This is a genomic window from Kosakonia sp. S42 (genome assembly GCF_016624785.1).
GTDB classification, from domain to species: Bacteria; Pseudomonadota; Gammaproteobacteria; order Enterobacterales; family Enterobacteriaceae; genus Kosakonia; species Kosakonia cowanii.
This window is the reverse complement of record NZ_JACVTW010000003.1, coordinates 26,993-41,803: the sequence shown is the minus strand read 5'-3', so window position 1 is coordinate 41,803 and position 14,811 is coordinate 26,993. Positions and strand designations below refer to the sequence as shown.

Here is a 14,811-nt window from a genome sequence, read left to right as displayed (position 1 = left end):
TTACCCTCTGCCTGTAATGATTTTTCGATACAGCGTCGGGATATCACGAATATCATCTTTTCCGCAATATCGTCCTGGTTGATTATGTTTCTGAAATAGCTGCCAAACATTAATACCATGAATATGAAGCAACCAGTAATCCGCCAGAATAGAGGCCTGTTGCTCAAGGGAATAATCTGTAAGCTTTTCTCTGTCGAGTTGATAAAAATAATTTGCTGCCCAGCTAAAAGCTCCTCGGATGCGCACCCATTGACCATGCTGATGCTGCCACACGTGCCCTAACTCATGGATGAAGGTATGTTTTTCTTGCAGGGTCGTAGAAGGCAAAGAAAAGTCATCTCTATAACGCTCTTTTCTGTACCAAATCTCCCCATTCGGCGCCATAACATAATCCGGATGCTGCAGCCCAAACGGGAAGTAGCTTTCGCAGTGGATCCAGACGCGGCTATATACAATCGCATCGCCGTAAAATTGACGTGCCATGGCAATTTCACCGAGCGTCATCAGACGCAATGTTCCCTCTCTACGTCCTGTAGTCATCATTTATTCCCTTTCAAAAATAACAGCGCAGGATTATCAATAAATCTCGTCACCGCTGCGCAGAGGGAATAAGCAGAAAACTAAAATTCAGATTATTTTTTATATTGATGCGTTAGATGAATTTTTAAGTTACGGCCCTATATTAATTGCCAGAAAAATATAAAAAGCCCATAAAAAAAGCCAGCCACATAACATGGCTGGCCTCAAGTTAACGGCAGCACCTGATTAGCTGAGCTTAAACACCGCTACCGCCTCTTCCAGCAGCTGAGACTGCTCTTTCAGCGAGTAGGCTGCGGCAGAGGCTTCTTCAACCAGCGCGGCGTTCTGCTGGGTCACGGTATCCATCTGCGCCACCGCGAGGTTGATCTGATCGATCCCACGGCTCTGCTCGCCGGTGGAGAGCGCGATTTCCGACATCAGTTCGGAAACCTGCTTCACCGAGTTGATAATACGCTGCATGCTCTCGCCTGCGCTGGTAACGCGATCGCTGCCCACCAGCACCTGACGGCCAGAGAGTTCAATAAGCTCTTTGATCTCCTTCGCCGCCACGGAGGAGCGCTGCGCGAGGTTGCGCACTTCGGTTGCCACCACCGCAAAACCACGCCCCTGCTCGCCTGCGCGCGCGGCTTCGACGGCGGCGTTAAGCGCCAGGATATTGGTCTGGAATGCAATATCTTCAATGATGCCGATAATGGTGCCGATCTTGCCGGAGCTGGTTTCGATCTCCTTCATCGACACCACGGCTTCTTCAACAATCGCATTCCCCTCTTGCGCCGCGCTGCGCATATTCCCCGCCAGGCTGTTGGCCTGCTGAGTGTTTTCAGAGGTGTGTTTCACGGTTGAGGTCAGCTCTTCCATGCTGGCAGCGGTCTGCCCCAGCGAGGCGGCCTGCTCTTCGGTACGCGCCGACAGATCGGTGTTACCCGCGGCGATCTCTTCTGCGGCGTAAGCCACGCTCTGGCTGGAGTTACGCACCTGAGAGATGATCTGCACCAGCGAGAGACGCATCTGCTCCAGCGCGCTCATCATGCCGCCGATCTCATCTTTCGAGTTGGAAACCACCGGCAGATTCAGTTCGCCCGCCGCCATTTTCTGGCAGTGCAGGCGCGCGGCATCCAGCGGTGACAGCACACGACGACGCAGCAGGATAAAGATCCCCACAATGATCAGCGTAAACAGCAGCGCAAAGACGCCGAGGGTCACCATGCCGTTAACGAAGCGGCTCTGCGCCTCATTGTTCAGCTGCTGGGCATACTTTTCACGGAACGCCAGCAGGTTATCAAGGGTGATCTCGAACTGACGATCCAGCTGAGGAATGGTAGTGCTGACCAGCTGGTTAAAGCGCGCGGTGTCGTTGTTTTTCGCGGCATCCATCAGCGGACGTAAGCCGTTATCAACATAGTTCTGCCAGGCCCGGCGATACGGCGTAGCAAGCGCATCTTCACCGGCAACGCGCGGCGCGGCGAGATAGTTATTGAACGCCGACGAAGCTTTTTGCATCACCTCATTGGCGCTCTCAAGGGAGGCCTGGGCTTTCTGGCTATCGCCCAGCGAGGCGTTAATCATCGCCTCCATCAGGCGTACGCGCAGGGTACGGCTATGGTTAATCGGATCGATGACCGACAGCACCACGCGGATCTCTTTGTTTACGTTATCCAGCGAGTCGTTACTGCGGGTAAGCGACCAGAGGTTAGACGCGGAGCTGATAAGGAAGATAGAGAGTAACAGACCAAAAACGAGCAATGAAAAACGCCTGACTGACATAGTGATCCCTTGGGTGATAGAGCGACAAAACGATGTGGCACCGCATAAAATGCGAATTGCCTTAAAAGAGTTATCGACCAAAAGGGAGCGAAATTTAAATTAAATAATCATATTTACACTAAATATGAATCCTCAAAAATTCATTCATAAAACAAATTTGAACCCTTCGCGCAAAGAAGATCTCGCATTCGTAATAGGATTCATTATCATTGCGAAACTATTTCGATGATCCCATAAATCACCATAATGTTAATGAAGGATAGTGTTGAATGAAGAAGGTTCTCTGCGCGCTGGGGCTGGCGCTTGCCTCATTAAGTTCTGCTTATGCCACCACATATCCCCTCACCCTTGAAAACTGCGGCTACAAAGAGACCTTCACCAAAGCCCCTGAGCACGTGGTCGCGTTAGGGCAAAACACCGCCGAGATCCTGCTGCTGCTCGGCTTAGAGGATAAAATCGCCGCCACCGCCTTCTGGCCGACCAAAGTCCTGCCGCAGCTGGCGGACAAAAATGCGAAGATCAAAACCCTGACGGTAGAGATCCCGACGCTGGAGTCGGTGCTGGCGCAAACCCCGGATTTCGTTGCCGCGCAATCACCGCTGCTGCTGGGGCCAGAGAGTAAAGTGGCGAAGCGCGAAGATCTCGCCACCGTCGGCGTTAACAGCTATATGTCACCGGGCATGTGCGCCACCAAAAAGGGCACCGGCGATATGTACGGCAGCCGCCAGAAGCTGTGGGACATGACCTACCTCTACCAGGAGATCGAGGATTTCGCGAAGATCTTTAACGTTGAAGATCGCGGCCAGGCGCTGGTTGCCGACTTCAAAAAGCGCGAAGCCGATCTGCGTAAAGAGTTTGGTAAAAACAAAAAAGATCTCTCCTTCGTCTTCTGGTTCTCCAGCTCATCCCCTTCTGCTGACGCCTACGTCGGCGGCAAAAACAGCGCCTCCGGCTTTATCGCCAATGTGCTCGGCGGCCATAACGCCATCACCACCGAAACTGAGTGGCCGACCGTTGGCTGGGAGAGCATTATTGCCGCTAACCCGGATGTGATTGTCGTCTCCAGCCTCGACCGCAACCGCTGGGCGCTGGATAACGCCCAGGAGAAGATTAAGTTTCTGAAGAGCGATCCCGCCGTCAGCCAGCTTGAGGCAGTGAAAAAAGGCCATATCGTGGTGATGGATGGACAGGCGATGAACCCCACCATTCGCACCATCTACGGCGCAGAGCAGGTTGCTGAACAGCTGAGAAAGATGGGGCTTAATTGATGGCAGCGTTGCACCCAACGCGACAAACGTTGTGGTTAAGTAGTGCCGCGCTGCTTGCCGTTGTGCTGCTGGTGGTGGTGATTGCGGTAGGAGCCAGCGTCGGTGAGCTGGCAATTCCGTTACCCAGCGTTTTCTATGCGATTGGCAATAAGCTTGGGCTCACCGCCGAGCCGCTCAACCGCATCTATGAAAGCGTGATCTGGGATTTCCGCCTCAGCCGCTCGCTGGTCGCTGCCTGTTGTGGCGCCGGGCTGGCGATTTGCGGCGCGGTGCTGCAAAGCCTGCTGAAAAACGCCCTGGCCGAGCCGTACGTGCTCGGTGTCTCGGCGGGCGCATCGACCGGTGCGGTCTCCGTGGTGGTGCTCGGTCTTGGCGCGGGTGCGGTATCGCTCTCGGCGGGCGCTTTTGCCGGAGCCTTCGCCGCCTTTGCTTTTGTCGCGTTTCTCACCAACGGCGCACGCGGGGGCAACGAGCGCACCATTTTAGCCGGGGTGGCCGCTTCGCAGCTCTTTAACGCTGTCACGGCGTATACCATCAGCACCTCCGCCAGCGCCCAGCAGGCGCGCGACGTAATGTTCTGGCTGCTGGGCAGCTTTAGCGGCGTACGCTGGCCGGAGTTCCAGCTGGTGCTGATCGTGGTGCTGATTGGTCTGGCGATCTGCCTCTACTACTCGCGGGCGCTGGATGCCTTCACCTTCGGTGATGATGCGGCGGCCTCGTTAGGTATCGCCGTGCCGTGGGTGCGCCTCGCGCTGTTTACCACCACGGCGCTGATCACCGCCACCATTGTCAGCATGGCTGGCTCCATCGGATTTGTCGGGCTGGTAGTGCCGCATATGATGCGCTTCTTCTTTGGGCCGCTGCACCGCAGGCTGCTGGTGGCCTGTGCGCTGGCGGGCGCGATTTTGATGGTGCTGGCGGATATCGCATCGCGCATGCTGATTGCCCCGCAGAGCCTGCCGGTGGGCGTCGTCACCGCGCTGGTCGGCGTGCCGTTCTTCGCCTTTATTATTTACCGTTCAAGGAATCGCTAATGAGCATCGCCGCTGAAAACATCACCTGGAAGGTGGGTAAAAAAGTGATCGTCAACGATGTCTCACTGACGGTTGCGCGTGGCGAAACGGTGGGCCTGCTGGGGCCAAACGGCTCGGGGAAATCCTCCCTGCTGCGCGTGCTGGCGGGTCTGCGCCGCCCGCATAAAGGACGCGTATTGCTCGACGGGCAGAACCTTCACCGGCTGCCCAAAAAGCAGCTCGCCCGCCGGGTAGCGTTCGTTGAGCAGCACGGCATGACCGATGCCAATATGCGCGTGCGCGACGTGGTCAAACTGGGGCGTATTCCGCACCACTCCCCCTTCTCCAGCTGGAGCACGGAGGATGGTGAGACCATCTCCGCGGCGCTGGCACGCGTCGACATGCTGGAGAAAAGCCAGCAGGGCTGGCTGACGCTCTCGGGCGGCGAGCGGCAGCGCGTCCATATTGCCCGCGCGCTGGCGCAGATGCCGTCAGAGATCCTGCTCGACGAGCCGACCAACCACCTCGATATTCACCACCAGCTCCAGTTGATGAAGCTTATCAGCGAACTACCGGTGACCAGCATCGTCGCCATTCACGATCTCAACCATGCGCTGATGTTTTGCGACAGCCTGATCGTGATGCAGCACGGTACTGTGGTGGCGAGCGGAACGCCGCAGGCGATCCTCACCGAAGATCTGCTGTGGGAGGTATTTCGCGTGAAGGCGAAAATCACGCCATCGCCCTGCCATGACAAAAACCATATCCACTTCATCGCCTGACGTCAGGATTTTCGCATGTCTTTTCCCCACCCGCGGCCAGCGAAACAGCTCTGGCCGCCTGTTTTACTCGGTAGCCAGTTTGTTTTTAATATCGGCTTCTACGCCGTGGTGCCCTTCCTGGCGATCTTCCTGCGCGATGACTTACTGCTCTCCGGCGGGCTGATCGGCCTGGTGCTTGGGCTGCGCACCTTCTCGCAGCAGGGGATGTTCTTTATCGGCGGCGCGTTATCGGACCGCTTTGGCGCGCGCGTCATTATCCTCTGCGGCTGCATTATCCGCGTCGCGGGCTATCTGATGCTGGCCTTTGGCCACTCGCTGGGGCCGATCATTGTCGGAGCCTGCCTGACCGGCATCGGCGGCGCGCTCTTCTCCCCCTCGATTGAAGCGTTACTGGCGCGCGCCGGAGCCCAGAGCGAAAGCCAGGGCAAGCGCAGCCGCGCCGAGTGGTTTGCGCTTTTTGCCGTCTGCGGCGAACTCGGCGCGGTGCTCGGCCCGGTAGCGGGCGCGCTGATGACCGGCCTCGGCTTTCGCCAGGTGGCGTTAGCAGGTGCTGGCGTGTTTGTCGTGGCGCTGATTGTGCTCTTCTTCTGCCTGCCGCCCGCGCCGCCAAAACGCCAGACGCTGGCGGTCACACCGTGGTGGACCACCTTTCGCCAGCCGCGCTTTGTCGCTTTTATCCTCGCCTACAGCTCCTGGTTACTGAGCTACAACCAGCTCTACCTGGCGCTGCCGGTTGAGATCCAGCGCGCGGGCGGTAGCGAAAAAGATCTCGGGCCGCTGTTTATGCTGGCCTCGGTGCTAATTATCACCCTGCAACTGCCCCTCGCCCGCTTAACGCGCCGCATTGGTGCCGCGCGCATGATGCCGGTGGGCTTTTTGCTCATCTCTGCAAGCTTTGCCAGCGTCGCGCTTTGCGCTGCCAGCACGCCGCCTGCGGGCTGGATGCGGCTGCTGCCCGCCATCAGCTTCGTCTCGTTATTAACCCTCGGACAGATGCTGCTGGTGCCTGCGGCGAAAGATATGGTGCCGTGGTTCGCTGACGACGCCACGCTCGGCGCGCACTATGGCGCGCTGGCGACGGCGGGCGGTTTTGCCGTGCTGGCGGGCAACCTGCTGTTTGGCAGCCAGCTCGACCGGGCGTTAACCCCCTCGGTTGAGGCGATCTACCCCTGGTTGCAGCTGGCGATTTTCCCGCTCTGTAGCGCGGTGGCCTTAATCTTTATCTGCCGCCCGATGCGCAGGGGCTAAGCGGGCGCTCAGTTGCAGCACCAGGCTGAACGCGGCGGGTAACACCGTCAGCGTCACCAGTGTTGCCACCAGCAGCCCGCCGATAATGGCGTAGGCCATCGGCCCCCAGAACACCTGATGGGAGATGGGGATCATGCCGAGGATCGCCGCGCAGGCGGTCAGCATAATCGGCCGCGCGCGGTGCTCCGACGCGGCGATAATCGCCTCATCAGGCTGCATCCCAAGGTGCAGATTGCTGTCCACTTCGCTAATCAGGATCACCGCGTTGCGGATGATCATCCCCGCCAGCGCAATCACCCCCAGCAGCGCGACAAACCCCATTGGCGTGCCGGTCGGCAACATCGCCAGCACAATTCCCGGCAGGCCAAACGGTGCCATGGTGACGGCCAGCAGCATGCGCGAGAAGCGCTGAAGCTGAACCATCAACAGCAGCAGCATAATAATCAGCGTCACCGGCAGCACGGCATACACCGAGCCGTTGCCCTTGTCCGACTCGGCAACGGTGCCGCCCTCCTCAATACGATACCCGGCAGGCAACTGGGCGCGCAGCTTATCCACCGTCGGGCGCAGGCCGGATGATACCGCTTCCGCACGCAGGCCGGGCGCGAGATCCGTCTGCACGGTGATAAAGGGCAGCCGCTGATGACGCCAGATCACCGGGTCGTCCAGCCCCCACTCCGGCGTCGCCACTTCGCTCAGCGGAATTTTTGTGCCGTTAGACGTCGGCAGCATCAATGTGCCGAGCGTACCGATATCGAGCCGCTCGCGATCGTTACCGCGCAGCACCACGTCCACCAGCCGATCGTTATCCCGCACCGTGGTCAGCGTCGCGCCGGACCAGACGGTATTAAGCATCTGGGCAATGCTTTCCGAGGAGACGCCCGCGGCGCGCGCGGCGGTCTGATTAACCTGTAAGCGGATCATCCGCTCCGGCTCCCCGGCGGTCAGGTTCACTTCCCGGGCCAGCGGCGAGCCGCCAATCTGCGCCGCCAGCTGATGCGCCAGCGTCTGCACTTTTGCATAATCCGGTCCGCTCACGCGGTAGCGCACCGGCCAGCCCACCGGCGGCCCCAGCTCCAGCGGTGACACGCGAGAGGTAATCGCGCTGAACTGCTTTGCCAGCAGCGTCTCCAGCTGTTGGCGCAGCCGGTCACGGGCGGCGAGATCTTTTGCCACCACCACCAGTTGCGCGGTGTTTTCGTTGTCCTGCAAAACATCCATCGGCAGATAAAAACGCACCGCGCCGGAGCCGACGTAGCTGCTGTAGCGATCGAGATCCTCATTACCGGTCATCGCCCGCTCCAGGCGCTCCACCTGCTTTTGCGTCTCGGTCTGCGAGGCGTTCGCGGGCAGCGAGAGCGTCACCAGCAGCTCCGGGCGATCGGAGGCGGGGAAAAACTCCCCCTGCAAATAGGTGGTGCCGACCAGCGACAACCCCAGCGCCAGCAGCGCCAGTGCCAGCGTGGTCAGCCGCCAGCGCAACGCGAGGCGCAGCAGCGCCTGATAGCCGCGCTTCAGCCTGCCGACGCGATCGCCATGCTTATCAATGCGCGCGGGCAGCAGCCAGGTGCCGGTAAGCGGGGAGAAGAGGATTGCCACCACCCACGAGCAGAGCAGCGCGATCAGCACCACGGCAAACAGCGAGTAGCAGTACTCCCCGGCGCTGGAGGCGGCAAAGCCGACGGGAATAAATCCGGCGATCATCACCAGCGTGCCGGTGAGCATCGGAAAGGCGGTGGTTTTAAAAGCATAGGTGGCGGCCTGCCTGCGCGACTCCCCCGCTTCCAGGCGCGCGACCATGGTTTCAACGGTGATCATCGCATCATCCACCAGCAGACCGAGCGCGATAATCAGCGCGCCGAGGGAGATGCGTTGCAGGCCGATCCCGGCGAGCATCATCCCGGCGAAGGTCATCGCCAGCACCAGCGGAATGGCGGCGGCCACCACCAGGCCCGCGCGCAGGCCCAGCGAGACAAAAGAGACGGCGAGCACAATCACCACCGCTTCTACCAGCACGCGGACAAAACCGCTCACCGCCCCGCTCACCACCTGCGACTGATCGGCCACTTTCACCATCTCAATGCCGTGTGGCAGCTGGGCCTGGATCTGCGCCATGCGCGCATCCAGCGCCTTGCCAAAGCGCAGCATATTCCCGGTCGAAGCCATTGAGATCGCCAGCCCCAGCGCCGGTTGCCCGTTAACGCGAAACTGCGGCGCGGGCGGCTCTGCGGCCTGGCGGGTGATGGTGGCGATATCGGTGAGCGGAATATAGCGATCGTTGATATGCAGCGTCACCGCCCGCAGGCTCGCTTCGCTGCTTAACGCACCGCTGACCCGCAGCGCCACGTTATCCTCGCCGGTGCGGATCGTGCCGGCGGGCGCGATGGCGTTTTGCGCCTTCAGCGCCGTGCTGATCTGCTCAATATCGAGCCCCATTCCCGCCAGCTGACGCGGGGAGAAGGCGATAACAATCTGCTCCTGCTGATCGCCTATCAGGCTGATCTTGCCGATATCGTTCAGCGACATCAGGCTGCGGCGGATGGTCTCCACCCGATCGCGCAGCTCACGCGGTGAGTAACCGTCGGCGGTAAAGCCATAGATGGTGCCGAAGGTGTCATCAAACTCATCGTTGACCTGCGGCCCCTGCGCGCCCTGCGGCAGATCGGCGGCGCTGTCCTGCATCTTTTTCCGCGCCTGGTACCAGATGTCGGGCACCGCTTTTGGCGGCGTGTCATCGCGCAGGTTGACGTTGATAATTGTGCTGCCAGCGCGGGTTTCGCTCTCAATAAAATCGAGATGTGGAACCTCCTGTAACTTCTTCTCCAGCACGTCGGTGACCAGCTGTGTTGTCTCTTCGACGCTGGCACCCGGCCACTGAGCGGTGACGACCGCCGTTTTGATGGTGAATGCCGGATCTTCATTACGCGGCAGCTGTTGATAGCAGAGCACGCCCATCACTATCACCAGCAGCATAAAAAAGGTGACCAGCTGCTGATGTTCCAGCGCCCAGGCAGAGAGGTTAAAGCGCGAGCGTTTCATGGCTGTAACTCCCCGGCGATCACCTGCTCACCGGCGCGCAATTTGCTGACGCCCGCAGTAATGACTCTGTCACCGGGACGCAGGCCGGAACGGATAAACACCGATGAGGCGCTATAGCCGCCCAGCGTCACCGCGCGCGGCTGCGCCCGGTTTTTCTCATCAATCACAAACAGCGCCGGTTGTTGACCAAGGCGGCTTAATGCCGGGGCAGGCACCGCGAAGCCTGCGGATGCTGACTCCGGCAGCGCAATGGTGGCGCTGGCACCGAGCGCCATCGCCGCGGGCGGGTTTGCCAGCGCCAGCCGCACCTGCCAGGTGCGCGTCTGCGGATCGGCCTGCGGGCTGATATCGCGCAGGCTGCCGCTCGCCTTCACCGACGGGTCCGCCAGCAGCGCAACGGTGAACGTTGCGTTTGATGCCAGCTGGCGCGGGTCGGCAACGGCAAACACCACGTCGCGCGCCTCGCTGGTGGCGAGGGTAAAGACCGCCTGCCCGGCGCTGACCACCTGCCCGGCAGAGGCGTTCACGCGCGTGATAATGCCGTCTGCCGGGGCGACCAGCTGCGTCCAGCTCAGATTCTGCTCGGCGTTGCGTAATGCCGCAGTGCTGCTTTTCAGCTTTGATGCTGCCGACTGCCAGTCGGCGCGGGCGCTGTCGAGCTGCGTGCGGGCAATCGCGCCGGAGGGCATTAACGCCTGCATCCGTTTCAGATTCAGCGCCGCCACCTGCTCAGCCGCGCGGGCACTCTCCACATCGGCGCGCGCGCTGGCGAGCTGGTTTTTGCCGGTTTCGCTCTCAAGGGAGGCCAGCACCTGCCCGGCATGCACCCGCGCGCCAATATCCACCTCACGGGAAATCATGCGGCCATCCAGGCGGAAAGCCAGCGTGGTCTCATCATGGGCGCGGATCTCGCCAGTGCGCACCGTTTGCGGGTTTGCCGCGCTATTAGCGACGACCAGGTAACGCACCGGACGCGGCGGAGCCGGTTTGTCGGTTTTTTTCTCGCCACAGCCGGTCACAGCCAGCGCCAGCAATAGCAGCAGAGGAAGCCCGCGGACAGCGTGCAAAAGCCTGTGTGCGAGCGGGCGTGCGTAAGGGATAAACTGTTCTGACATAGCGCCACTCCGGATCGGTAATGGCGCTATTACAGGCGTGACGCGTCGAGATTCAGCCCACGTTTCGTCAAGGTTTTATCAAGGCTGCAACTTTTCTTGCGCCTCAACAATGTGGGGAAGGTGAAGGGTGATCGCCAGCCCGCCCGCTTCCGGCAGCGCGGCGCTGATGCTGCCGCCGTGGGCATGGACAATCGCCTGGGCGATGGATAACCCAAGGCCGCTGCCGCCGGAATGGCGCGCGCGCGAGGTATCGGCCCGCGTGAAGCGATCAAACATCAGCGGCAGAAAATCAGCCTCCACGCCGGGGCCGTCATCGGTGAAATCAATTAAATAGCCGCTCGCCTGCGATGTGAGCGTGATAAACAGATGGCCGCCCTGCCGCCCGTAACGCACCGCATTCTCCATCAGCACGGTAAAGACCTGCCCTAAGCGGAAGGCGTCGCCCTCCAGCGGCGCGGGCGTTGGCGCGGTCAGGGTAAAGGTGAACCCGGCGGCGTCGGCCTGCGGTTTCATCCACGCCGCGCGTTCGCGCAGCAGATCATCTAAGAGCAGCGGCTGGCAGTTGAGCATCAGCTGCCCGGCGTCGGCCAGCGAGAGCAGGTGCAGCTCATCCGTTAAGCGGCGCAGCAGTTGTAATTGCTTCATCACCATCGACATCTGCGCAGGGCTTGGCTCAAACACCCCATCCAGCATCCCCTGCAGGCGACCAATCGCGGCAGTAAGCGGCGAGCGCAGTTCGTGAGCCATCGCCACGTGGGAGGCGCGCAGTTCACGCTCATAGCGCGCCAGCTGGCGGGTCATGCCGTTAAAGTCGCTGGCAAAGCGCACCATTTCGGCGGGTGCCTCTTTTACCAGCTCAGCCTGTGCGCCAAATGTTCCCTGCGTTACCTCTTCGGCGGCGTCGCGCAGGCGGCTAAATTGCAGGGTCAGCGGGCGGGCATAGCGCAGCCCCATAAAGACGATAAAGGGGATCATCACCAGCACCAGCACGCCGACCATGATCCAGTCCGTTGAGGCGATAGTGGGCGTGGAGTAGCTCAGCCCCCACCAGGTATCGACGATTTCGTGAAAGCGCGTCGGATTGATCTCCGGGTTCTCTTTCAGTAGCAGAAACTCGGCGCGCACCGACGCGGGCATGGCGTGCAAAATCCAGACGTTCTGCACGGCATAGCGTAGCCACATACAGAGCGCGATGATGATCACCGTACCAATCGCCAGCGCGAGGATGCGTACGCAGATCCAGCGCCAGAGCGACTGTTGAACTGAATTTTTCATGGCTGAGAGAACCTGTAACCGACGCCGCGCACATTGCTTAACACGCCGCTGACGCCCGCGTTTTCCAGCTTTTTACGCAGGTTGTAGACGTGCGTATCGACCACGCGCTCCAGCGCTTCGCTTTCGGGCAGGCAGTGCTCCAGCAGATGCTGGCGGGAGAAAGCGCGCGTGGGATGGCGCATCAGTGTCGTAAGCAGGGAGAATTCCGTCGGCGTCAGCTCCAGCGCGCGCGTCTGGTTATCTTCTTGCGTGACGGTCACGCTAATGGCGACGGTGTCGACCGCAAGGTTGTGCCAGCGCAGCACCTCCTCCTGGGTTTCCGCGCGCTGCGTGCGCCGCAGTACCGCCTGTACGCGCGCCACCACTTCGCCGGGGTGATAGGGCTTCACCACATAATCATCCGCGCCGTAACGCAGCGCGCCAATGCGGTCGGGGGCATCGCCGAGCGCCGTCACCATGATCACCGGCACATCGCTTTTGCGCCGCAGCGCCGCCAGCACTTCGCTACCGTTCATGCCGGGCAGCATCACATCGAGCAGGATCAGATCGGGCTTGCAGCGCTGCGCCAGCTCCAGCCCGGCCAGGCCGTCGCTCGCCAGCGTCACCTCATAATTTTCACGGCGCAGATAGGCCTCCAGCACGCCTGCTGCATCCGCGTCATCCTCAATCACCAGCACTCTTTTCGCCACCATTTCCCCACCTTGACCGTTTCTTAACACTTTGCTGACGGTTTATTGATACGACCTGTCTATGTTCCCTTTCAGCGCTTGCGCACACCCTTTCCCACCGACGAGATGTGACGATGATAACGAGAAAACGTACGTTGTATAGCCTCTGCGCCCTGCTGGCAGCCACCGCCTCTGCGGCGCACGCCGATGATGATCCATCGGCACAAAATGGCGTAACTGTAGGTATCGGCGCACAGTCTGCGCCGCGCTATAGCGGTTCAGACAAGCAGCGCCTGCAATTCGTTCCGCTGATTCAGGCGCGTGATAATGCCCTCTTCATTGATTCGCAAAAGGGCATCGGTTACGACCTGCAAAGCGATAACGGCCTCTATCTCGAACATACGCTCGGTTACGGCCTTGGTCGCGACGAGAGCAACTCCTCCTGGCGCGACGGGGCTAATAACCTGAAAGGGATGGGGAAAATCGATGCCACGATGAATACGGCGTTTGCCGTCGGCTGGTCGATCACCCCGTGGCTCTCCGTTGAAGGCAAAGCGACGCTGCCGCTGACCGACAGCCAGGGCGTGCAGTATCAAACCTCGGTGACGCTGCTGCCGGTGCAGAGCGCCAGCGATACCGTTGCACTCCAGTCCGCCGCGCTGTTTGGCGACAGCCGCTATATCAACACCTTTTATGGCGTCAGCGCGCGGCAGAGCCAGCGCAGCGGTTTTCGCCCCTATGATCGCGCAGGCGGTTTCTACGGCGTCAACAGCTCGCTCACCTGGAGCCATCAGTTCGACGAACACTGGGGAACACTGCTGAGCGCGGGCTACACCTGGCTTGGCGATCGCGCAGGCGACAGCCCAATTGTCGCGCAACGCAATGAGGGAACCGGCACGCTTGCCGTGACCTGGACCTTCTGAACAGGGGGAAGATCGTGAAAAAAGAGGATTATCAGCTGGTGGGGAAGATCTGGTTTGGCTGCTTTCTGGTTTACCTCGGTGCCTATCTGACATATATCTCTTTGTAATGATTGCCAACAAAGCAGCGATGAGATGAATAAAGACGCCCACACTCAAGCCCTTTGCCTCGACACGCCACGGCTGGTCTGCACGCAAATCGAGGCGCAGGATCGCGATTTTTTTAGCCGCCTGATGGCGAGCAATGAGGTGCAGCATTACATCTCGGACGCGCGCACGCCAGAGGAGATCGAGGAGGCTTTCACCACCCGCTTGCCGCCCTGGCAGCCGGGGAGCGCGCACTGGCTCTGCCTGGTGGTGCGCGACAGAGCGAGCGGTGAAAGGCTCGGCGTCACCGGCTATATCCATCGCGAAGCGGACTGCGCCGAAGTGGGGTTTCTCTTTGCTCCCGAGGCGCAGGGAAAAGGCTATGCGCGCGAGTCGTTACAGGCGGTGTGCGATTTCGCTTTCCATAAAGGCGGCATCCGGCGGCTGACGGCGATGGTCACCGCCGGCAATCACCCCTCTCGCCGCCTGCTGGAAAAGGTGGGGTTTGTGCTGGAGGGCGAGCTGCGCGAGAGCTACTGGCTGCATAACCGCTGGCACAATGACTGGCTGTTTGGCCTGCTGCGCCAGGATTATCTCCATCAATAACGAGGGTGTTATGTCACTAAACATCACCACCATTACCCCGGCAGTCGACGGTTTTCAGCCGCTAAAACAGGCGAGCGTGGCGGAAGGATTTAATATGCTGCGCAGGCTTGAGGAGAACTGGCTCAATCAGCACAACCGCTTTGATAAACAAGGCGAATTGCTGTTAGGTGCGTTAATTGACGGCCAACTGGTCGGCGTTTGCGGGCTGAATATCGACCCGTTTGTGCAGGCGCATCGCGCAGGCCGGGTGCGCCACCTCTATGTTGCCGCAGCCTATCGCAGCCAGGCAGTGGGCAGCGCGCTCTTGAGCGAGATTGTCACCCACGCCGCGCAGAGCTTTGATCATCTCTATACGCATGCACCGCAGGCGGCGTTCCGCTTTTACCAACGTGCAGGCTTTGTGCCGACAGAAGGGATTGAGCGGGTGACGCACTGCCTGCGGTTGGGGCAAAACTAGCCGGTAAGCGTGCCCTACCGGCTTTTGAC

13 protein-coding genes are annotated in these 14,811 nt (G+C 60.1%); 7 read left to right on the top strand and 6 right to left on the bottom strand.

Annotated elements, in window-relative coordinates; translation table 11 throughout:
* The gene (locus tag IAE50_RS05860) at positions 1–540 is read right to left on the bottom strand and encodes a type IV secretion protein Rhs (RefSeq protein WP_232045515.1); all 540 of its coding nucleotides are present in this window, start codon (positions 538–540) and stop codon (positions 1–3) included.
* 225 nt (positions 541–765) lie between these two features.
* Positions 766–2,304 carry a methyl-accepting chemotaxis protein gene (locus tag IAE50_RS05855; RefSeq protein WP_200579804.1) on the bottom strand — a complete coding sequence of 513 codons (1,539 nt, stop codon included), beginning with the start codon at positions 2,302–2,304 and terminating at the stop codon, positions 766–768.
* A gap of 269 nt (positions 2,305–2,573) precedes the next feature.
* Between IAE50_RS05855 and IAE50_RS05850 the strand changes: the two genes are divergently transcribed.
* Genes IAE50_RS05850 through IAE50_RS05835 form a run of 4 tightly spaced genes read left to right on the top strand, consistent with a single transcriptional unit; the run spans position 2,574 to position 6,615 of the window.
* Positions 2,574–3,572: an ABC transporter substrate-binding protein gene (locus tag IAE50_RS05850; protein WP_042713934.1), complete on the top strand. Its 999-nt coding sequence runs from the start codon at positions 2,574–2,576 to the stop codon at positions 3,570–3,572.
* A complete protein-coding gene (locus IAE50_RS05845) occupies positions 3,572–4,606 on the top strand; it encodes an iron ABC transporter permease (protein WP_094420563.1) in 1,035 nt (344 codons plus the stop codon). Before IAE50_RS05850 ends, IAE50_RS05845 begins: the two co-directional genes overlap by 1 nt.
* Complete coding sequence (locus IAE50_RS05840) at positions 4,606–5,367, top strand: ABC transporter ATP-binding protein (protein WP_200579803.1); 762 nt, start codon at positions 4,606–4,608, stop codon at positions 5,365–5,367. The genes IAE50_RS05845 and IAE50_RS05840 overlap by 1 nt, the downstream gene beginning before the upstream one ends.
* 15 nt (positions 5,368–5,382) lie before the next feature.
* Positions 5,383–6,615 carry an MFS transporter gene (locus IAE50_RS05835; RefSeq protein WP_200579802.1) on the top strand — a complete coding sequence of 411 codons (1,233 nt, stop codon included), beginning with the start codon at positions 5,383–5,385 and terminating at the stop codon, positions 6,613–6,615.
* Here IAE50_RS05835 and IAE50_RS05830 read toward each other — a convergent pair.
* The 4 genes from IAE50_RS05830 to IAE50_RS05815 form a co-directional block, all read right to left on the bottom strand.
* Positions 6,580–9,654, bottom strand: a complete 3,075-nt coding sequence (locus IAE50_RS05830) for an efflux RND transporter permease subunit (RefSeq protein WP_200579801.1) — start codon at positions 9,652–9,654, stop codon at positions 6,580–6,582. The genes IAE50_RS05835 and IAE50_RS05830 overlap by 36 nt on opposite strands.
* Positions 9,651–10,769, bottom strand: coding sequence for an efflux RND transporter periplasmic adaptor subunit (locus IAE50_RS05825; RefSeq protein ID WP_200579800.1), 1,119 nt, complete (start codon positions 10,767–10,769; stop codon positions 9,651–9,653). The genes IAE50_RS05830 and IAE50_RS05825 overlap by 4 nt, the downstream gene beginning before the upstream one ends.
* A gap of 78 nt (positions 10,770–10,847) precedes the next feature.
* Positions 10,848–12,044, bottom strand: a complete 1,197-nt coding sequence (locus tag IAE50_RS05820) for a cell wall metabolism sensor histidine kinase WalK (protein ID WP_200579799.1) — start codon at positions 12,042–12,044, stop codon at positions 10,848–10,850.
* On the bottom strand, positions 12,041–12,736 hold the full coding sequence (locus IAE50_RS05815) for a response regulator (RefSeq protein ID WP_042713947.1): 696 nt from the start codon (positions 12,734–12,736) through the stop codon (positions 12,041–12,043). The genes IAE50_RS05820 and IAE50_RS05815 overlap by 4 nt, the downstream gene beginning before the upstream one ends.
* Before the next feature lie 110 nt (positions 12,737–12,846).
* Here IAE50_RS05815 and IAE50_RS05810 point away from each other — a divergent pair, with 110 nt between their 5' ends.
* From IAE50_RS05810 to IAE50_RS05800, 3 genes are all read left to right on the top strand, one after another.
* Positions 12,847–13,635 carry a MipA/OmpV family protein gene (locus IAE50_RS05810; RefSeq protein ID WP_200579798.1) on the top strand — a complete coding sequence of 263 codons (789 nt, stop codon included), beginning with the start codon at positions 12,847–12,849 and terminating at the stop codon, positions 13,633–13,635.
* A gap of 132 nt (positions 13,636–13,767) precedes the next feature.
* On the top strand, positions 13,768–14,325 hold the full coding sequence (locus IAE50_RS05805; RefSeq protein WP_200579797.1) for a GNAT family N-acetyltransferase: 558 nt from the start codon (positions 13,768–13,770) through the stop codon (positions 14,323–14,325).
* 10 nt (positions 14,326–14,335) lie between these two features.
* A complete protein-coding gene (locus tag IAE50_RS05800) occupies positions 14,336–14,782 on the top strand; it encodes a GNAT family N-acetyltransferase (protein WP_200579796.1) in 447 nt (148 codons plus the stop codon).
* Positions 14,783–14,811 lie beyond the last annotated feature (29 nt).